Source organism: Streptomyces sp. NPDC017991 (assembly GCF_044328075.1).
Taxonomy (GTDB): domain Bacteria; phylum Actinomycetota; class Actinomycetes; order Streptomycetales; family Streptomycetaceae; genus Streptomyces.
Window position 1 is genome coordinate 115,072 of record NZ_JBIRGP010000002.1, and the last position, 19,451, is coordinate 134,522.

16 protein-coding genes and 1 pseudogene are annotated in these 19,451 nt (G+C 69.0%); 12 read left to right on the top strand and 5 right to left on the bottom strand.

The window, feature by feature from the left end; all coding sequences use genetic code 11:
- Positions 1–383 precede the first annotated feature (383 nt).
- Positions 384–1,028 (bottom strand): hypothetical protein, encoded by a 645-nt coding sequence (locus tag ACH4DZ_RS05160; RefSeq protein WP_398285570.1) that lies wholly within the window; start codon positions 1,026–1,028, stop codon positions 384–386.
- A 376-nt stretch (positions 1,029–1,404) separates the two neighbouring features.
- Here ACH4DZ_RS05160 and ACH4DZ_RS05165 point away from each other — a divergent pair, with 376 nt between their 5' ends.
- The 8 genes from ACH4DZ_RS05165 to ACH4DZ_RS05200 all read left to right on the top strand — a co-directional run bounded on the left by ACH4DZ_RS05165 (position 1,405) and on the right by ACH4DZ_RS05200 (position 11,840).
- A complete protein-coding gene (locus ACH4DZ_RS05165; RefSeq protein ID WP_398285571.1) occupies positions 1,405–2,565 on the top strand; it encodes a mandelate racemase/muconate lactonizing enzyme family protein in 1,161 nt (386 codons plus the stop codon).
- Positions 2,566–2,716: 151 nt separating this feature from the next.
- The gene (locus tag ACH4DZ_RS05170; RefSeq protein ID WP_398285572.1) at positions 2,717–3,730 is read left to right on the top strand and encodes a zinc-binding dehydrogenase; all 1,014 of its coding nucleotides are present in this window, start codon (positions 2,717–2,719) and stop codon (positions 3,728–3,730) included.
- Positions 3,731–3,882: 152 nt separating this feature from the next.
- On the top strand, positions 3,883–4,851 hold the full coding sequence (locus ACH4DZ_RS05175) for a hypothetical protein (protein ID WP_398285573.1): 969 nt from the start codon (positions 3,883–3,885) through the stop codon (positions 4,849–4,851).
- A gap of 135 nt (positions 4,852–4,986) precedes the next feature.
- Positions 4,987–6,102 (top strand): multiple monosaccharide ABC transporter substrate-binding protein, encoded by a 1,116-nt coding sequence (chvE, locus tag ACH4DZ_RS05180; RefSeq protein ID WP_398285574.1) that lies wholly within the window; start codon positions 4,987–4,989, stop codon positions 6,100–6,102.
- 35 nt (positions 6,103–6,137) lie between these two features.
- Positions 6,138–7,679, top strand: a complete 1,542-nt coding sequence (mmsA, locus tag ACH4DZ_RS05185; RefSeq protein ID WP_398285575.1) for a multiple monosaccharide ABC transporter ATP-binding protein — start codon at positions 6,138–6,140, stop codon at positions 7,677–7,679.
- 5 nt (positions 7,680–7,684) lie between these two features.
- A complete protein-coding gene (gene mmsB / locus ACH4DZ_RS05190; protein WP_398285576.1) occupies positions 7,685–8,932 on the top strand; it encodes a multiple monosaccharide ABC transporter permease in 1,248 nt (415 codons plus the stop codon).
- Between the two features lie 95 nt (positions 8,933–9,027).
- Positions 9,028–10,086 carry an aldose epimerase family protein gene (locus ACH4DZ_RS05195; RefSeq protein ID WP_398285577.1) on the top strand — a complete coding sequence of 353 codons (1,059 nt, stop codon included), beginning with the start codon at positions 9,028–9,030 and terminating at the stop codon, positions 10,084–10,086.
- Between the two features lie 152 nt (positions 10,087–10,238).
- On the top strand, positions 10,239–11,840 hold the full coding sequence (locus ACH4DZ_RS05200; protein ID WP_398285578.1) for a pyridoxal phosphate-dependent aminotransferase: 1,602 nt from the start codon (positions 10,239–10,241) through the stop codon (positions 11,838–11,840).
- Between the two features lie 306 nt (positions 11,841–12,146).
- Here the strand turns inward: ACH4DZ_RS05200 and ACH4DZ_RS05205 are convergent, their stop codons facing one another.
- Both ACH4DZ_RS05205 and ACH4DZ_RS05210 read right to left on the bottom strand, forming a co-directional pair.
- On the bottom strand, positions 12,147–13,580 hold the full coding sequence (locus tag ACH4DZ_RS05205; protein ID WP_398285579.1) for a family 43 glycosylhydrolase: 1,434 nt from the start codon (positions 13,578–13,580) through the stop codon (positions 12,147–12,149).
- Positions 13,562–14,554, bottom strand: a complete 993-nt coding sequence (locus ACH4DZ_RS05210) for an arabinan endo-1,5-alpha-L-arabinosidase (RefSeq protein ID WP_398285580.1) — start codon at positions 14,552–14,554, stop codon at positions 13,562–13,564. The genes ACH4DZ_RS05205 and ACH4DZ_RS05210 overlap by 19 nt, the downstream gene beginning before the upstream one ends.
- Before the next feature lie 281 nt (positions 14,555–14,835).
- On the opposite strand from ACH4DZ_RS05210, the gene ACH4DZ_RS05215 reads away from it, so the two are divergent.
- The gene (locus ACH4DZ_RS05215; protein WP_398285581.1) at positions 14,836–15,597 is read left to right on the top strand and encodes an intradiol ring-cleavage dioxygenase; all 762 of its coding nucleotides are present in this window, start codon (positions 14,836–14,838) and stop codon (positions 15,595–15,597) included.
- A gap of 340 nt (positions 15,598–15,937) precedes the next feature.
- On the opposite strand, the gene ACH4DZ_RS05220 is transcribed toward ACH4DZ_RS05215, so the two are convergent.
- A complete protein-coding gene (locus ACH4DZ_RS05220; protein ID WP_398285582.1) occupies positions 15,938–16,585 on the bottom strand; it encodes a TetR/AcrR family transcriptional regulator in 648 nt (215 codons plus the stop codon).
- A gap of 264 nt (positions 16,586–16,849) precedes the next feature.
- On the opposite strand from ACH4DZ_RS05220, the gene ACH4DZ_RS05225 reads away from it, so the two are divergent.
- Both ACH4DZ_RS05225 and ACH4DZ_RS05230 read left to right on the top strand, forming a co-directional pair.
- Entirely contained in the window at positions 16,850–17,857 is a 1,008-nt protein-coding gene (locus ACH4DZ_RS05225) for an alpha/beta fold hydrolase (protein WP_398285584.1), read from the top strand.
- A 30-nt stretch (positions 17,858–17,887) separates the two neighbouring features.
- Positions 17,888–18,028 (top strand): annotated as a pseudogene (locus ACH4DZ_RS05230) (protocatechuate dioxygenase); the annotation flags it as partial.
- Positions 18,029–18,161: 133 nt separating this feature from the next.
- On the opposite strand, the gene ACH4DZ_RS05235 reads toward ACH4DZ_RS05230, so the two are convergent.
- Positions 18,162–18,353, bottom strand: a complete 192-nt coding sequence (locus tag ACH4DZ_RS05235; RefSeq protein ID WP_398285585.1) for a hypothetical protein — start codon at positions 18,351–18,353, stop codon at positions 18,162–18,164.
- A 150-nt stretch (positions 18,354–18,503) separates the two neighbouring features.
- Between ACH4DZ_RS05235 and ACH4DZ_RS05240 the strand changes: the two genes are divergently transcribed.
- Complete coding sequence (locus ACH4DZ_RS05240; RefSeq protein WP_398285586.1) at positions 18,504–19,409, top strand: LysR family transcriptional regulator; 906 nt, start codon at positions 18,504–18,506, stop codon at positions 19,407–19,409.
- The last annotated feature ends 42 nt before the right edge of the window (positions 19,410–19,451 follow it).

Below are 19,451 nucleotides of genomic sequence, written 5' to 3' on the forward strand. Positions count from 1 at the left end.
GGCGGGGTTGCCCGCGCCCCTCCAGGGGCCCGGCCCCTTCGACCCCACGTGCGGCCCGGTGGGGGTTGCCCGCGCCGTTCCCCGCGCCCCTGACGGGGCACGACCCCTTCTACGTCACCGCGGGTCCGGTGGGGGTTGCTCGCGCCGTTCCCCGCGCCCCTTCAGGGGCACGACCCCTATGACGTCGCCCGCGGGTCCGGTGGGGGCCGGCCGCGCAGTTCCCCGCGCCCCTGACGGGGCGCGGCCCCTTTTACGTCACCCGCGGCTCGGTGGGGGTTGCTCGCGCAGTTCCCCGCGCCCCTTCAGGGGCGCGGGGAACTGCGCAGTCTTTTAGGGGCGCGGGGAACTGCGCGGCCTGCAAACACGCGGCCAGCGGCTCGCGGCTACGTGCACCACCACAAGAAGCGGTCGCACGACTCCGTGGGGGTCGGTTCCGGGTCGGGGGCGGGGTCGTCCGTCGTGGGGTCGGGACCCGGCGTACCCGGATCCGACGCCCCGGGGCCGGACGGGGCGGACGGGACGGAGGCGGAAGCGGAGGACGTCGGCTCACCCGCCGCCGCCGACGACGACGCACCGGCCGATTCCGTACCCTCCCCGCCCTTCTCCCCGTCGTCCTTCTCGTCCTTGCCGTCCTTGTCCTTCTTGGACTTGTCGGCCTTCTTCGACTCCGAGGCGGACGGCGACGCCCCCGGCGACCCGGCCCCGCCGCCCCCGGACCCCGACGCCTCGTCCGCGGAGGCCGAGGGCCCCCCGGACGCCTCCTCCGCGGCGGACGCCTTCGGCTCGGAGGACGGCGCCTCGATCCCCAGCTCGGCCAGACTCAGCCCGCCGGCCGCGAGCAGCAGCCCCGCCGCCACCAGGAGCACCCGCTTACGCCGCCGCCGGTGCAACGCCGCCTTCCGGTCCCGCCGGTTCGCACGCACCCCCCGGCCGCGCCGGGCCCGGCGCCCCGCGCCGCCCTCCGGCCCGGAGTCGTCACCCTCGCCCGCCGGATCGTCGCGCTCGTCGGCGCCCTCCCGGTCGCCCACGGAGGCCGCGTACTCCCGGCACGCTTCGGCCGATGTACCGCACCCCGGGCAAGCGAGGGCGCCATTGAGGTGCCGTTGGCACGGGAGGCAGTAGTCCATGACGCCGGAAGACTAAACTCCGCTCAGGTCACGTTCCCAGGCGCAGCTGTGAAAGTTCTGTGCTGAACTACCCGTTCCGGTGTGCCAGTTGAGGACAGGCCCGACCATTCCCCGCCTTCCTTCGCCATCTCGCCGAAACCGTTCTTCGTTCGACCCATTGACACTTCCACCGCCCAATCCTTACTGTCTGGCCAGCATTTCGAACATGTGACGAAATCTCGAACAGTCGAAACAGATTCGTAAAAGCAGCCGCAGAGCACGACAAGGGGCATTCTCCGTGCGCATCACCGGAATCAGCACACACGTGGTCGGGACGCCATGGCGCAACCTGACCTATGTCCAGGTGCACACCGACGAGGGCATCACCGGGGTCGGTGAGACCCGCATGCTGGGGCACACCGACGCGCTGATCGGCTATCTGCGGGAGGCGCAGGCCAATCACATTCTCGGTTCCGACCCCTTCGCCGTCGAGGACCTCGTCCGCCGTATGAAGTACGGCGACTACGGGCGCGCCGGCGAGATCGTGATGTCCGGTATCGCCGTGATCGAGATGGCGTGCTGGGACATCAAGGGCAAGGCCCTGGGCGTGCCCGTGTGGCAGCTGCTCGGCGGCAAGGTCACCGACCGCGTGAAGGCGTACGCGAACGGCTGGTACACCACGGAGCGCACTCCGGAGGCGTACCACAAGGCGGCCCAGGCGGTCGTCGCGCGCGGGTACAAGGCGCTGAAGATCGACCCCTTCGGGACGGGGCACTTCGAGCTGGACCACGAGCAGTCGCTGTACTCGGTCTCGCTGATCGAGGCGGTCCGGGACGCGATCGGTCCGGACACCGAGCTGATGCTGGAGATGCACGGCCGCTTCTCGCCGGCCACGGCCATCCGGCTCGCCCACGAGCTCGCGCCCTTCAAGCCCGCGTGGCTGGAGGAGCCGGTCCCGCCGGAGAACCTGAAGGCGCTGGAGAAGGTGGCGGCGAAGGTCGACATCCCGGTCGCGACCGGTGAGCGCATTCACGATCGCATCGAGTTCCGTGAGCTGTTCGAGAGCCAGGCCGTGGACATCATCCAGCCGGACGTCGGCCACCTCGGCGGCATCTGGGAGACCCGGAAGCTGGCGGCGACCGCCGAGGCCCACTACGTGCTCGTGGCGCCCCACAACGTGGGCGGCCCGGTGCTGACCGCCGCCTCCCTCCAGGTCGGCTTCTCCTCGCCGAACTTCAAGATCCTCGAACACTTCAACGACTTCGCGGACGCGGACATCAAGAAGATCGTGAAGGGCGCCCCACAGGTCGTCGACGGCTACTTCGAGCTGTCGCACGAGCCCGGTCTGGGCGTCGAGCTGGACACGGACGCGGCGGCGGAGTTCCCGCAGCAGCAGGCCCGCTTCGACCTGTGGGCGGACGGCTGGGAGCAGCGCAAGCCGAAGGGTGCCGCCAAGTGACGCCGCCCGGCGCCGAGTTGTACAGGGGTCTGTGGCAGGCTGTGCACCGCCGCCGGACGCCGTCAAGGCCGCTGTGGTCGCGCGCCGCGGCGGACCGAAGGGGACACCTCCCCCTCGGGACCCCGGCCCGCCCCACCGCCACGGAGCAGTCATGAGCGCCGCATCCCAGGCCGTCGTCATCGAGGGGCCGGGCGAGCACCGGCTGGCCCCCCACGTGCCCACGGCACCCGCCGCCGGCGAGGCCCTGGTACGGGTCCACGCGAGCGGGATCTGCGGCAGCGACCGCGAGGTCTACCAGGGCAACCGCCCCGAGGGGTACGTCCGTTATCCGCTGACCCCGGGCCACGAGTGGTCGGGGACGGTCGAGGCGGTCGGCAGCGGGGTGCCCGAGGGCCTCGTGGGCCGCAAGGTGGTGGGCGAGGGCTTCCGCAACTGCCAGGTCTGCGACCGCTGCCACGAGGGCGAGACAACGTTGTGCACGGCCGGCTACGAGGAGACGGGCTTCACCCGCCCCGGCGCCATGGCCACCACGCTCACGCTGCCCGCCCGCCTGCTGCACGTCCTCTCCGACGACGCCGACCTGACGGCGGCGGCCCTCCTGGAGCCCGCGGCCTGTATCGCGGCGGCGGCGCTGAAGGCGAACGCGCGGCCCGGCGAGCGGGTGGCGGTCGTCGGCACCGGCACGCTCGGTATGTTCGCCGTGCAGTTCCTGAAGGCGGGTTCGCCCTCGGAGCTGCTGGTGGTGGGCACCCGCCCGGACCGTGCGGAGCTGTCGCGGACCTTCGGCGCCAGTGACTTCCGTACCCGGGACCAGGAGCTGCCCGCCGACTTCGACGTGGTGATCGAGACCGCCGGTTCCGCGACCGCCGCGACCACCGCGGCCTCGCTGCTGAGACGCGGTGGCCGGCTGGTGCTCACCGGCATCCCGGCGGCGGGCGCCGAGGGCCTGGACCCCACGGACCTCGTCGTACGGCAGCTGGAGGTGCACACCGTGTTCGGTGCGCCGCCGGAGGCCTGGGCGCACACGGTACGGGTCTTCGGCGCGGGTCTCCTCGATCCGCTGCCGCTGGTGACGCACGAACTTCCGTTGGACGAGTTCGCCCACGCCATCGAGCTGGTGGGGTCCGGCGATCCGAAGGTCGGCAAGGTGCTGCTGAGGCCTTAGCGCCCGGTCCCGGCCGACCCCCGATCCGTACGCCGGTGCGGAGACCTGACGCTCCGCACCGGCGTACCTCCACCGACACGAACCATGTCCGACATATCGAACGCGTACCTCGACAGAGCCCACGCATACTTTGCCAGAGCTAAGGAAAGCCTGTGACCGACGCTTCTCCCAGAGCGGCCCGTCGACCCGGTGAGCAGGCGCTCGCCGCGCTCGGCCTGGGCGCTCCCGCCCTGTCCCCCGCCGACGCCTCACCGCACTCCTTCCCGGGCGGCGGCCGGTGGCGTACCGAGATCCCCTCGTGCGAGGGGCCCGAGGCGCTGGCCGTGGTCCTCAAGGAGGCCTCGCGGCTCGATGTGCCGATCCACCGGATCAGCCAGGGCAGCGGCGTCTGGATGCTGACCGACGCCGAGATCACCGAGATGGTCGACGCCACCGCCGAGCGCGACATCGAGCTGTGCCTGTTCACCGGTCCGCGCGGCACCTGGGACATCGGCGGCTCGACCCGTACGGACTCGCGGGGCGGCGGTACCAGGGCGCGTGGTCACGATGCGGTGGCGGGCTGTCTGGAAGACGCCGTACGCGCAACGGAGTTGGGCGTAAAGTGCCTCCTCGTGGCCGACGAGGGCGTGCTGTGGACTCTGCACAGGGCCCGTGTCGCCGGGATCATCCCGGCCGACACCACGCTCAAGGTCTCGGCGCTCATCGGTCCGGTCAACCCGGCCGCGTACGCCGTGTACGAGCAGCTCGGCGGAGACTCCGTCAACGTGCCCAGCGATCTCACGCTGGACCACCTGACGGAGATCCGCAGGGTCAGCGCGGCCCCGATGGACATGTACATCGAGGCTCCCGACGATCTCGGCGGCTACGTGCGCATGTACGAGGTCGCCGAGCTGATCCGGCGCGGCGCACCGCTGTACCTGAAGTTCGGCCTGTCCAAGGCTCCCGGGATCTACCCGTACGGCCACCACATGAGGGAGCTGACGCTGTCCACGGCACGGGAGAGGGTGCGGCGCGGCCGGCTCGCCCTGGACCTGCTGGCGCGGCACGGGGCGGACGGCGACATGGCGCCGCTCGGCTCGCGGCTGCCGGGGACACTCCAACGTTTTGACATTCCCTCATAACGTTCCGACTACACCCCCTTCACAAAAGACGACGCGGCCGAACACAATCCCACACACCTCCTCTCGGTCGTTCCGAGCTACACCACCTTCACAACTGAAGACCGAGCCTCCGTCAGAGCATCAAGGAAGATGATCATGCGCAATCGCAAGGCAGCCCTCTCCGCCATAGCCGCGGCAGCCTCCCTCGCCCTCACCCTCTCCGCCTGCGGGCAGGACAGCGAGGGCGGCAGCGGTGACGGCGACAAGAAGGACGCGAAGGGCTCCACCGTCGGTATCGCGATGCCGACCAAGTCTTCCGAGCGCTGGATCGCCGACGGCGCCAACGTCGAGAAGAACCTGAAGGCGGCCGGCTTCAAGACCAAGCTGGCCTACGGCGAGGACGACCCGGACACCCAGGTCTCGCAGATCGAGAACATGATCACGCAGGGCGTCTCCGCGCTGATCATCGCGGCGATCGACAACAAGTCGCTCGACAACGTTCTGCAGCAGGCCAAGGAAGCCGACATCCCGGTCATCTCCTACGACCGCCTGATCCTCAACTCGCCGAACGTCGACTACTACGCGTCGTTCGACAACGAGAAGGTCGGCGAGCTCCAGGGCGGCTACATCGTCGAGAAGCTCGGTCTCAAGGACGGCTCCAAGAAGGGCCCGTTCAACGTCGAGCTCTTCGCCGGCTCGAACGACGACAACAACACCCAGTACTTCTTCAAGGGCGCGATGAACGCCCTGCAGCCGTACATCGACAAGAAGCAGATCGTCGTCAAGTCCGGCCAGACCAAGCTCAACCAGGTCACCACCCTGCGCTGGGACGGCGGCACCGCCCAGAAGCGCATGGACGACCTGCTCACCTCGGCGTACAAGAGCGCCAAGGTCGACGCGGTGCTCTCGCCCTACGACGGCATCTCCATCGGCATCCTGTCCGCGCTCAAGTCGGACGACTACGGCTCCAAGAGCAAGCCGCTGCCGATCGTCACGGGCCAGGACGCCGAGGTCGCCTCGGTGAAGTCGATCATCGCGGGCCAGCAGACGCAGACCGTCTACAAGGACACCCGCAAGCTCGCCGAGGTCGCCGCGAAGATGGTCGACGCGGTGCTGAACGACAAGAAGCCCGAGACGAACGACACCAAGACGTACGACAACGGCGCGAAGGTCGTCCCCGCGTACCTGCTGGACCCGGTCAACGTCGACAAGTCCAACTACAAGGAGGTTGTCGTCGACTCGGGCTACATCAAGGAAAGCGACCTCAAGTAACAACCGCCGTTTTCTAAGGATTGGAAGGCACGACCATGGCGGGACCCGTCCTGGAAATGCGCTCGATCGTCAAGACCTTTCCCGGCGTCAAGGCGCTGTCGGACGTCTCTCTGAGCGTCCGGCCGGGCGAGGTCCACGCCATCTGCGGGGAGAACGGCGCCGGGAAGTCGACCCTCATGAAGGTCCTCTCCGGCGTCCACCCGCACGGGACGTACGAGGGCGACATCCTCTTCGAGGGTGAGCCCTGCACGTTCAAGGACATCAGGGCGAGCGAGCAGCACGGCATTGTGATCATCCACCAGGAGCTTGCCCTGGTGCCCTACCTCTCCATCGCGGAGAACATCTTCCTCGGCAACGAGCACGCCACGCGCGGGTTCATCAGCTGGACCGAGACGCTGAAGCACGCGACCGAACTGCTGCGGCGGGTCGGTCTCGACGAGCACCCCGACACCCGTGTCGCCGACATCGGTGTGGGCAAGCAGCAGCTCGTCGAGATCGCGAAGGCGCTGTCGAAGAAGGTGAAGCTGCTGATCCTCGACGAGCCGACGGCGGCTCTGAACGACGCGGACAGCGGCAAGCTTCTGGAACTCATCCTGGGCCTCAAGGACCAGGGCATCACCTCGATCATCATCTCGCACAAGCTCAACGAGATCGAGGCGGTCGCGGACTCGGTGACGATCCTGCGCGACGGACGGTCCATCGAGACCCTCGACGTGAAGGCCGCGGAGACCACCGAGGACCGGATCATCAGCGGCATGGTCGGACGCGACCTCGACCACCGCTTCCCGGAGCGCACCCCGCACCAGCCCGAGGTGGGCGCGGCACCGGCCCTGGAGATCCGCAACTGGACCGTGCACCACCCGATCGACCAGCAGCGCAAGGTGGTCGACGACGTGTCGATCCAGGTGCGCCGCGGGGAGATCGTCGGTATCGCCGGGCTCATGGGCGCCGGGCGCACCGAGCTGGCGATGAGCGTCTTCGGGCGCACCTACGGCCGGTACGCGGGCGGCACCGTCCTCAAGGACGGCAAGGAGATCCGTACGAAGACCGTGTCCGACGCGGTCAAGCACGGCATCGCGTACGTGACCGAGGACCGCAAGCACTACGGCCTCAACCTCATCGACACCATCAACCGGAACATCACGCTCAGCGCGCTGGGCAAGGTCGCCAAGGGCGGTGTCGTCGACGAGCACGCCGAGCGGCAGGTCTCCGAGGGCTTCCGCAAGTCGATGAACATCAAGGCGCCGACCGTCTTCGAGCCGGTGGGCAAGCTGTCGGGCGGCAACCAGCAGAAGGTCGTCCTCAGCAAGTGGATCTTCGCGGGGCCCGACGTGCTGATCCTGGACGAGCCGACCCGCGGTATCGACGTGGGCGCCAAGTTCGAGATCTACACGGTCATCGACAAACTGGCCGCCGAGGGCAAGGCGGTCGTCTTCATCTCCTCCGAGCTGCCCGAACTGCTCGGAATGTGCGACCGCATCTACACGATGTCCGCCGGGCGGCTGACCGGTGAGGTCCAGCGGGCCGAGGCCACGCAGGAAGTGCTGATGCGCCAGATGACGAAGGACAAGAGGTAAGACCGATGAGCACGAATGTGACCGCCAAGTCCCCCGCGCCGGCACCCGCCGGCAAGGGCGGCTCGACAGGCGGCGGCGACGGCCTGCTGCAGCTGATGGTGGACGGCATGCGCCGCAACATGCGGCAGTACGGCATGCTGATCGCGCTGGGCCTGATCGTGGTGCTGTTCGCGGTGTGGACGGACGGCGACCTGCTGCTGCCACGCAACGTCTCCAACCTGGTGCTGCAGAACAGCTACATCCTGATCCTCGCGATCGGCATGATGCTCGTCATCATTGCCGGCCACATCGACCTGTCGGTCGGCTCGCTCACCGCCTTCGTGGGCGCGGTGGCGGCCGTAATGATGGTCAAGCACGACCTCCCCTGGCCGCTGGCCGTGGTGCTGTGCCTGCTCATCGGCGCCGCCGCGGGAGCCGCGCAAGGCTTCTTCATCGCGTATCTGGGCATACCATCCTTCATCGTCACCCTCGCGGGCATGCTGACCTTCCGCGGTCTGACGGAGATCTTCCTGGAGGGCCAGACGCTCGGCCCGTTCCCCGAGGGTCTGCAGAAGGTCTCCAACGGCTTCCTTCCCGAGGTCGGCCCGGACACCAACTACCACAACCTCACGCTGCTGCTCGGCTTCGCCGTGATCGCGTTCATCGTGCTGCAGGAGTTCCGTGACCGCAGGCGGCAGCAGGAGTTCGCGCTGGAGGTGCCGCCCTTCAAGCTGTTCCTGCTGAAGATCGTGGCCCTGGTCGCCGCGGTGCTCACGGTGACGATGATGCTCGCCAGCTACAAGGGCGCCCCGGTGGTGCTGATCATCCTCGGCGTCCTCGTCGTCGGCTTCGGCTATGTGATGCGCAACGCCGTCATCGGCCGCCACATCTACGCCATCGGCGGCAACCTGCCCGCGGCGAAGCTGTCCGGTGTGCGGGACAAGAAGGTCACCTTCCTGGTCTTCCTCAACATGGGCATGCTCGCGGCGCTGGCCGGTCTGGTCTTCGCGGCCCGCTTCAACGCGGCCTCGCCCAAGGCCGGGGTGAACTTCGAACTGGAGGCGATCGCGGCCTCGTTCATCGGCGGCGCGTCGATGAGCGGCGGCGTGGGCACGGTCCTCGGCGCGATCATCGGTGGTGTCGTCCTGGGTGTGCTCAACAACGGCATGAACCTCGTCGGCGTCGGCAGCGACTGGCAGCAGGTCATCAAGGGCCTGGTGCTGCTCCTGGCGGTCGGCTTCGACGTCTGGAACAAGCGCAAGGTCGGTTCGTAACGTGCAGGTGGGGCCCCGTGGACGTACGGTCCACGGGGCTTCATTTTGCTTTGTGCGCGTCAGGAACCACTCACGTCTCGGGAAGACAGGAACCGGTGAAAGAACTGGTGAAGGAACTCTTCGGCGAACTCTCCGACGGAACGAAGGTCCACCGCTGGTCGCTGGAGAACGGCGGCACACGGCTGAGGGTCCTGTCGTACGGCGGCATCGTCCAGTCACTGGAACTCCCCGACGGCCGCGGCGGGTACACCAACGTCTCGCTCGGGTTCGACGCCGTCGAGGCGTACGAGACGTCCAGCCCGTACTTCGGCGCGATCATCGGCCGGTACGGCAACCGCATCGCCAAGGGCCGGTTCGGCCTCGACGGCGAGGACCACGTGCTGCCCGTCAACGACGGCGGCCACAACCTGCACGGCGGGCCCGAGGGCTTCGACCGGCGGATCTGGGACGTGGAGGAGTTCGCGTCCGGCACCGACGTGGGCCTGGTCCTGCGGCGCACCAGCCCCGACGGCGAGATGGGCTACCCCGGCACACTGACCGTGCGGGTCACCTACACCCTCACCGCGCGGGGCGACTGGCGCGTCGACTACGAGGCGACCACCGACCGGGCCACGGTCGTCAACCTCACCAGCCACGTGTACTGGAACCTGGCCGGCGAGGACGGCGGATCCGTCCACGACCATGTGCTGCTGGTCGCCGCGTCCCGCTACACCCCGGTCGACGCGGGACTCGTCCCCACCGGCGAGCTGGCCGAGGTGGCGGGCACACCCTTCGACTTCCGTACGCCCAAGACGCTCGGGGCGGACCTGCGGCGGGACGATCCGCAACTGCTGTACGCGAAGGGCATCGACCACAACATGGTCCTGGACAAGGGCCTGACGGAGCGGCCCGAGCACATCGCGCACCTGCGGGAGCCGGTCTCCGGCCGCACCCTGAGGATCGCCACGACCGAGCCCGGAGTGCAGCTCTACACCGGGAACTTCCTGGACGGCACCCTCGTCGGGACCGGCGGCCGGGCCTACCGGCAGGGCGACGCGGTGTGCCTGGAGACCCAGCACTTCCCCGACTCGCCCAACCGCCCCGAGTTCCCGTCGACCGTGCTCAGGCCCGGCGGGACGTACCGCTCGACGACGGTCCATTCGTTCAACATGTGACCATTCTTCACAGGTGGTTCACAACTTCCACATCGATTCACAGTCGTTGAACAGGGACACACAGGCGCACGTACTTAGAGGCGGCCCGGGTATCCCCGCTCGGGCCGCCGCCCGCGTACCCGCTCGGGCCGCCCCTCAAGGACGGAGAGTCCATGGCCGACAATGTCACCTCGCTGTTCCGCACCGGCGCGCACAGCCCCTCGATGGCCGCGCTGGCACGCGAGAGCGGGGAGGCGGGTCCGCTGGACTTCTGTATCCCGTGCAATCCGTACTTTCCCTCGCCCCGGATGATGGACGAACTGACCCACCGGCTGCGCGAGATCATCACGTACTACCCGAGCAGCGCGGACACCATCACCGCCGAGCTGTGCAACCTGCTGCAACTTCCCCCGCAGTGCGTGGCGATGGGCAACGGATCCACCGAACTGATCACCTGGATCGACCACTTGCTGGTCCGGGAGTCGCTGGCCATCCCCGTCCCCACCTTCGGCCGCTGGACCGACCAGCCGCTGGAGACCGGCAAGCGCGTCGACATGTTCCCGCTCCAGGAGAGCAACGGCTTCGCGCTCGACCCGGCGCAGTACATCCAGTTCATCCGCGCCCGCGGCACCCGGGCGGCCGTCATCTGCAACCCGAACAATCCCGACGGCGGCTTCCTGCCCAAGCAGACGATCCTGGCCTTCTGCGACGCGCTCGCCGACCTCGACCTGATCGTCATCGACGAGTCGTTCCTGGAGTTCGCCGACGCGGAGAACGAGCCGAGCATCGTCGAGGAGGCGGTGATGCGCCCCAACGTCATCGTGCTGCGCAGCCTCGGCAAGAACTTCGGTCTGCACGGCGTGCGGTTCGGCTACATGGTGGCCAACCCGGGCCTGGCGGGCCGCATCCGCTCGATGCTGCCGAAGTGGAACCTCAACGCCTTCGCGGAGACCGTGGTCTTCATGCTCAAGGACTACGGGGCCGAGTACGTGGAGAGCCTGCACATGGTGCGCCGCGACCGGCTCGACATGGCACGTGCGCTGTCCACGCTGCCCGGCCTCACGGTCTACCCCTCGCAGGGCAACTTCCTCTTCGTACGCCTCCCCGTGGGCGCCGAGGGCACCGTCGTCCGGGACCGGCTGCTGACCGAGCACCGGATCCTGGTCCGCGAGTGCGGCAACAAGATCGGCTCGTCAAGTCGCTTCGTACGGCTCGTGGTACGCCCCCAGGAGGACGTACGCCGTCTGGTGGTCGGGCTGGAGTCGGTGCTCTACGGGACCACCAGGCGGGGAGCCGCCGTGCCCGAACTGAACCAAGCGACCAACTACAGCTCGGGCACAGCGGCGGTCGACCGGCTCGTCGGCTCGACGAACGGGCAGGGCTATCCGGGACTCGCGGGTGCGGCCAACGGGATGGTGCAGCAGCCTCAGCAGCTACCCCAGCAACTTCCCCAGCAGCCTCAGCAGTTGCCGCAGCAGCCGCAACCGCTTGTCGCCGCGGCGAACGGCATGGTCGGGCAGCCGCAGCCGTTGACCGCGGCGCAGACGCGGGGCACTACCGGCATGCCCGGGGGGCTGACCGCCGTGGCTGCCCAGGGTCAGCCGCAGGGGTTTCCCCAGCAGGGGTTCCCTCAACAGGGGTTCCCGCCGCAGCCTCAGGCGATGCCGCAGCCTCAGCCGGTGCCTCAGCAACAGCCTGGCGGCTGGCCGAACACGCCTGGGGCGTCGAACGGCGCGCAGTGGCCTGCGGCCGGCGGAGCCAACCGGGTCGGCTGACCCCGGGCGGGGGTGCGCTACAAGATCGCGCAGTTCCCCGCGCCCCTGGAACCACGCACCGCGGCAGCCTCCGCGCCACTGCCCGTGCCGGTCAAAGATTGCGCAGTTCCCCGCGCCCCTGAAACCCCGCACCGCGGCAGCCTCCGCGCCACTGCCCGTGCCGGTCAAAGATCGCGCAGTTCCCCGCGCCCCTAGGGGGCGGGGGTTTAGGGGCGCGGGGAACTGCGCGGCCCGCCCCCACCGGCCCGCAGGCGGCGAACCGGCGTGAGCCAGCCTCTAGGGGGCGCGCCCCCCAGGCCCCGAGGGCTACGGGGTGTTGAAGCGCCACTGCTGGCAGTTGTTGTTCAGCCAAGTCCACTGACGGACGTCCGCCCCGTCGGCCGAGGAGCAGTCGGCGACATCCGCCACCTTCCCGGAAGCCTGGTTCACGATCCGCACGAACCCCCCACTCGTGGCGAGGAACCGGAACCGCTGACACGTGTTGTCGAGCCACGCCCACTGCCGCAGATCCGCCCCGTCCGCCGCGGAGCAGTCCGCCGTGTCCAGCACCTTCCCGGACCCCACGTTCACCAGCCGGCTCGTATCGTCGCCCCGGTCCTCCACCCGCCACTTCTGGTGGTTCCCGCCGTTGCAGGTGTACTGCTGGACATTGCCCCCGTCGGCGGTCGAACCCCCCGCCACCTCAAGGCACTTGCCGCTGCTGCGGTTGGTCACCGTGTACGTCGTGGACGTGCTCGACGGCTCCCCCGACGGCCCCGCCAGGCTCGCCCCGAGCGCGACCGGCACACCGAGGTTCGGCGACCCGTCGGAGTTCCACGTGAACTTCTGCGCCCGGGTCGTCCGCCCGTTGTCGCAGCCGTCACTCGCGCTGTCGTTGGCGTGGTAGACGATCCAGCTCTCACTCCCGTCGGGTGAGGTGAAGAAGCCGTTGTGGCCGGGCCCGTACACCCCCGCCCCGTCGTTGCGCTGGAAGACCGGCGTGGACTTCTTCGTCCAGGAGGACGCGGAGAGCGGGTTCGAGCCGGTCAGGGTCAGCTGCCCGAGCTTGTAGTCGGGCGTCCAGCACCCGCTCGCGGAGTAGATGATCCGCGTGGTCCCGTTCCGCTGGAGCACTTCGGGCCCCTCGTTCACCGTCCCGCCCGACTTCTCCCAGTCGTACGTGGGCGTGGAGATCGTGGAGAAGGAACCGCTGAGCGTGTAGGGGTTGGACATCGGCGCGATGACGAGGTTCTGCGTCCCGCCGCTCGCGCTGCCCAGCAGATACAGCTGCCCGTTCACGTTCAGCACGCTCGGATCGAGCATCCAGGCGCTGTTGAGCTGGTTCTTGTACGTGTACGGGCCCAGCGGGTCGGAACCGGAACTCTCCAGGACGTGCGTGCGCTGGGTCGGGACGTAGTCGGAGACGTTCTGCCCGGCAACGAAGTACAGGTACCACTTGCCACCGGAGTAGAACAGCTCGGGCGCCCAGATGTTGCAGCAGCGCGAGGCCGCGTCGCCCTTCCACACCTGCACGCTGGGCGCGGTCGCGAGCCCGCCCAGGGTCGGCGACTTGCGCATGGTGATGACGTCGGTCCAACTCGTCGTCACCAGGTAGTAGTTGCCGTCGTGGTACGAGATCCAGGGGTCGGCGCCCTTCACGGACTTGACCGGGTTGGTGAAGGAGGCCGCGCTCGCCGAGGACTGCCCGAGCGACAGGGCGAGCACCAGCGCGGCCAGCAGGGTCAGTAGGCGACGGGCCATCCGCTGCTCCAGTTCAGGAGGTTGATGCCGAGTTTGGGAGTGCCGTTGTCCTGGCCGTCGTAGTAGTGGTAGACGATCAGGTCGCCGTCCGAGTCCGCCATGATCGACTGACCGCCGGGGCCGATGTACCGCCCGTGCGACTCCAGCACGGGCGTGCCGCCGTTGTTCATCAGCGAGACACCGTTCTTGTCGTAGTACGGCCCGGTGACGCTGGTGGCCCGCCCCACCTTGACCTTGTACGTGGAACTGGTGCCGGCGCAGCAGGTGTCGTACGAGGCGAACAGGTAGTAGTAGCCGTTGCGCTTGACGATGTACGGCGCCTCGACGGCCTTGGTGCCGGTCGGGCGGGACGCGATCGAGTAGCGCGTGGTGTTCGTCGAGAGCTGTTTGCCGGTCGACGGGTTGATCTGGATCATCTTCAGTCCGGTCCACCAACTGCCGAAGGAAAGCCACCACTTGCCGTCGCCGTCGACGAAGAGGTTCGGGTCGATGGCGTTGTAGTCGCTGGAGGTGGTGGACGTGTAGACCGTCCCGTAGTCGCTCCAGGAGCCCGGCAGCCCGGTCGTCGAGGCGGCGAGCCCGATGGCCGACCTGTTCGAGCCGAAGGTCGAGACGGCGTAGTACATCAGGTACTTGCCGCCCTGGTACGAGATGTCGGGCGCCCACGCCTCGGTCGCGTACGACGACCACCAGCCCGGCTTGGTGCCGAAGGCGTCGGAACCCGCGCTGAACGCGATCCGGTTGGTCGACGTCCGGTGGCCGAGGCCGCCGCCGGTCGCGTACAGCAGGTACTGCCCGGACGAGGTGCGGATCATCGTCGGGTCGTGGACGACGGTCGAACCGGTGACGGTGCCCGGGTTGGGATACGCGGAGGCGGTGGTCGGGACGAGGGCGAGCAGGACGGCCGCGGGGAGGGCGAGGAGTGCGGTCCTGCGGCCCGTACGGCGGGGAGTCCTGGTGGAGGTGGGGCTCACGCGGATTCTCCTACGAGTGGGGGGAGTTGACGGGAGGTGAGAGCTGCCGAGGTGACAGCTTGTTCGACATCACGGACACTGGTCATGACTTCGAACGGGATGGGATGACCCGGAACGTAGAATCGAACCCCTTGCGCGTCAACGGTTCACACAGCCCCGCGCGCCCCGGTAAGCGTCGAAAGTTTTTCGGCGTCCCGGCTGTCTCACAACAGACTTGACGCTTCGTCACTTTGCCCAACCCACAGCGCTTCGACAGATTCCGTTTCTACGGTGCCGTGTTCATGACAGACACATCGATCGGACGTCGAACCGTGCTCATCGCCACGGGCGCCACCGCGGCCACTCTCGCCGTCGGTGCCACGCTCCCCGAGGCCCCCACCACGGCCCCCACCACGGCTGCCGACCAGCAGCCGGCCGCCGCCGCGGCCGTCTGCACCCTCACGAAGGAGATGACCGAAGGCCCCTACTACCTCGACGGACAACTCGTCCGCGCCGACATCCACGAGGACAAGACCGGTATTCCGCTCAAGCTCACGCTCACCGTCGTCAACGACGACACCTGCGTTCCGCTCGACAGCGCGCTGGTGGAGATCTGGCACTGCGACGCGCTCGGGGAGTACTCCGGGTTCGTCGGCGGGAACGGGCACGACGAACCCGACAACGGCACGTTCCTGCGCGGCGGGGTCCTGACGGGCTCCGACGGCGTCGCGAGGATCACGACGGTCTACCCCGGCTGGTACCGGGGGCGGTGCGTCCACATCCACATCAAGGTGCACACCGACGTCACGCTGACCTCCGACGGCTCGTTCGAGGGCGGTCAGGAGCTGCACACCGGTCAGCTGTTCTTCGACGAGGCCGTCACCACGAGGGTCGCGACGGTGCCGGTGTACGCGGCGAACACCGTGCAGCGGACCACGCTCGCGCAGGACGGCATCTACGACGACGGCGGCGCGGCTTCCGGTCTGCTGACCTTGACCGCGCTGGGCAGTTCGACGACGGCGGGGTACGCGGGTTCGCTCACCCTGGGCGTCGAGACGAGCTGAATCCGTGCGGGCCGGTGGGGGGGCCGGCCGCGCAGTTCCCCGCGCCCCTGAAAGACGGGGTTGCGCCCCTGTCTTTCGCCCTTGAGGGGCGCGGGGAACTGCGCGAACGGCCCCCACCGGCCCGCAGAGAACACTCAGCCCCGCCCACTACGGCTGAGCACCCGCATACCGCACGCGTCCACGACACGAACCTGCAGCGAGCCGCACCCGCAGCGGGTCCGGACGCGCGGGGCAGCGGTGGGCCATGGTCCGGATTCCGCGACGTCGTGGGTCTCCACGGCAGCATCCATGATCAGCACAGCGCCGTCGTCGTCGTCCGCGGATGCGGTGGCCCGTCCTTCTACTGGCGGGAGGATGTGCCCGTCCGGCCAGGAGAACGCGCCGGCGAAGGAGAGGGAACGCAGCTCGCGCCGAGAGCCTGCGCGAGCGCGTCGAGGGTCACGTCGACGATGGCGCGCAGCTGTTCCGCGCTCGTTCCGGCTCTGCTCATGACGGCGAGGGACTGGTTCACGGCCGCGAGGTGGGTCGCGAAGGAGTCGGCCGCTTCGTCGTGCAGTCGGCCGGCCTTCAGCGCGGCGCGCAGCCGGGTGTACTGGAAGCCGATCGCCTCCCGTGCACGCGCCGCGACGCTCGCGCTCAGCGCTGGGGTCGCCATGACGGTCTGAGCCACCAGGCATCCGTCGGGCAGACCTGGGTCCGCGATGCGTTCCAGGGTGATGTCGAAGAACGCCCGCACGGCTGCCAGGGGCCGGTCGGCGGCGCAGGACAACGCGGTGTCGTACTTGCCTCCGTAACGCGTGGTGTAGCGCTCCAGGCAGCGCAGGAAGAGCGTGTCCTTGTCGCCGAGGGAGGAGTAGATGGAGCTGCGGTTGAGTCCGGTCGCCCGGGACAGGTCGTCCACCGACGTGTCCGCGTAACCGGCCCGCCAGAACTGGATCATCGCGGCGTCGAGCGCCGTGGCGATGTCGAACTTCTTCCTGCCTGCCATACCGCTCCTCCCCCCGCTCCGCCTTCTCGGTGGAGACCATCATCCCATCTTGAACCAATCAGTTCAAGATGGGTTAGGGTGAAGGCGTGATCGCGGCCGGCGCCATCGCGTTCGTCCACACCGTCGTCTTGGTGGGCGGAACACCGACGATCCCTTGACACGTGCTGCAGGCCTCGCCCTCACCCTCGGCCGACGCGCCTAATCGACCGGCGCCTGACACCTTCGGCGGACCGTCGACACACCTCACACCGGTGGAGGAGAACCATGAATGACCCCGCAAGTGCCCCTCGCGTCTTCGGCAACCCGGTCCACGACCTGCCGCTGCCCGACCTGGCCGGTTTCACCCACCGCTGGGTCGACGCGGGAGGCGTCCGGCTCCACGCGGTCGAGGGCGGTCAGCCGGACGGTCCAGCCGTCGTGCTGCTCGCCGGATTCCCGCAGACCTGGTGGGCATGGCGCAAGGTGATGCCGAATCTGGCCGACCGATTCCACGTCATCGCGATCGACCTGCCGGGCCAGGGCCACTCCGAACGCCCGGACATCAGTTACGACACGCACACGGTCGCCGCGCACGTCCACGCCGGGGTCAAGGCACTCGGAGTCCGGGCATACTGGCTGGTCGCCCACGACATCGGCGCGTGGGTCGCCTTCTCCCTCGCCTTGAAGTACCAGAACCAGCTGCGTGGCCTGGCACTGCTCGACGCCGGCATCCCGGGCATCACACTCCCTGCCGCCATCCCGACCGACCCCGAGCAGGCGTGGAAGACCTGGCACTTCGCCTTCCACCTCGTGCCCGATCTGCCCGAGACACTGCTCGCCGGCCGCGAACGGGAGTACGTCGGCTGGTTCCTGAAGGTCAAGACCCTCTCCCCCGACACCTTCGACGACGCCGAGATCGAGCAGTACGCCGCGTCCGTGGCCGCCGACGGCGGTCTCCGTGCGTCCTTGGCCTACTACCGGGACGCCGCCGAGTCGGCGCAGAGGAACCACGAAGCGCTGGAACGACAGCGCCTGACGGTCCCGGTTCTCGGAATCTCCAGCAGCCACGGCTCCATCCCCGACATGGCGGCCTCCATCAGGCCGTGGGCCGACCGGCCCACCGGGATCGTCGTGCCGGACGCAGGACACTTCATCCCCGATGAACAGCCCGATGCCGTCGCTGCCGCGCTGACCGGCTTCATCACCGAAGACGATGGAGACCGGACGGAAGCAAGTGTCAGGACCGGCCCCCGCACCCTGAGAGGTCGGCAGGCTTCCTCCTCGGCAGAATGAGCCACCTGGCCGTCCGTGCGCGGTGCACCGGTGACCCGCACGATGCTCGCGCGGGACGGCATCTACGACGAGGTAGGCGCGGCTTCCGGTCTGCTGACCTTGACCGCGCTGGGCGGTTCGACGACGGCGGGGTACGCAGGTTCGCTCACCCTGGGCGTCGAGACGAGCTGAATCCGTGCGGGCCGGTGGGGGCGGGCCGCGCAGTTCCCCGCGCCCCTGAAAGACGGGGCTTGCGCCCCTGTCTTTCGCCCTCAAGGGGCGCGGGGAACTGCGCGAACGGCCCCCACCGGCCCGCAGAGAACACTCAGCCCCGCCCACTACGGCTGAGCACCCGCATACCGCACGCGTCCACGACACGAACCTGCAGCGAGCCGCACCCGCAGCGGGTCCAGACCGTGTGGCCGGCCGCCGTACCGTGCCGGGACACGACCTGGAACGGCTCGGCGCGGTCGGGCCATCCGCAGTGCGGGCAGGCCTCACGCTGTGCGCTGGTCATCCGGGGCTCCTCACATGGTGGATCGAGTGCGGGCGCGTGGGGGCTGGTCGCGCAGTTCCCCGCGCCCCTGCAGGGCACATCCAGGGTGTGACCCGATGACCGTGCACGTCCAGGTTGACTTTCTGGACGTGACCCTTAAGCCTGGGCTTCATGATTGACCTGCGCCGGCTTCATGTCCTGCGGGCCGTCGAGCACTACGGCACCGTCACCGCCGCCGCCAGAGCCCTGCATCTGACCACCTCCGCCGCCTCCCAGCAGGTCCGCCAGCTCGCCCGTGAGCTGGGCGTCGACCTGCTGGAACCGCAGGGCCGCGGCGTACGGCTGACCACCGCCGCGCGCAGCCTGATCACCCACGCCGACGCGATCCAGGCCCGCTGGGACGAGGCGGAGCTGGACCTGCGGGCCGACCACGACGATCCGGCCGGACTGCTGCGGGTCACCGGCTTCCCGATGGCCGTCTCGGTGCTGATCGCCCCGATGGCGGCCCGGCTGCGCGAACGCCACCCCCGCCTCTCCGTCCGCATCCAGGAGGCCGTCGTACCCGAGAGCTTCAACCTGCTCTTCGAGGGCGGGGCCGATCTCGCGGTCGTCGAGGCGACCTCGCGCAACCCCCCGATCAGCGATGCGCGCTTCGACCAGCAGCCGCTGCTGGACGACCCGTTCGACCTGGTCGTACCCGACACGCACCGGCTGGCGGGACGCGAGCGGACGGATCTCGCGGAGGCGGCCCGCGAGGAATGGATCGCGCCGTCCGAGGAGAACCCCTGCCGCCTGCAGGTGCTGTCCGCGTGCGGTGCCGCCGGATTCACCCCCGACATCGTCCACCAGGCCTGGGACTGGAACGTGACGGCCCACCTCGTCGCGCACGGCCTCGGTGTCGCGCTCATCCCGCGGCTCGCCCATCTGACCCCCCACCTGCCGATCACCCGCGTCCGCTGCACGGGCGACCCGCACCGCAAACTCCTCACCTGCACCCGCGCCGGGGGATACGAGCGCCCGGCCGTCGCGGCGGCCCTGGCCGAACTCCGGGAACTGGCGCCCACAGCGGTGGCGTGAACATCACAGGAGGGCGCACTAGGGTGCCCCCCTGTCGGACCG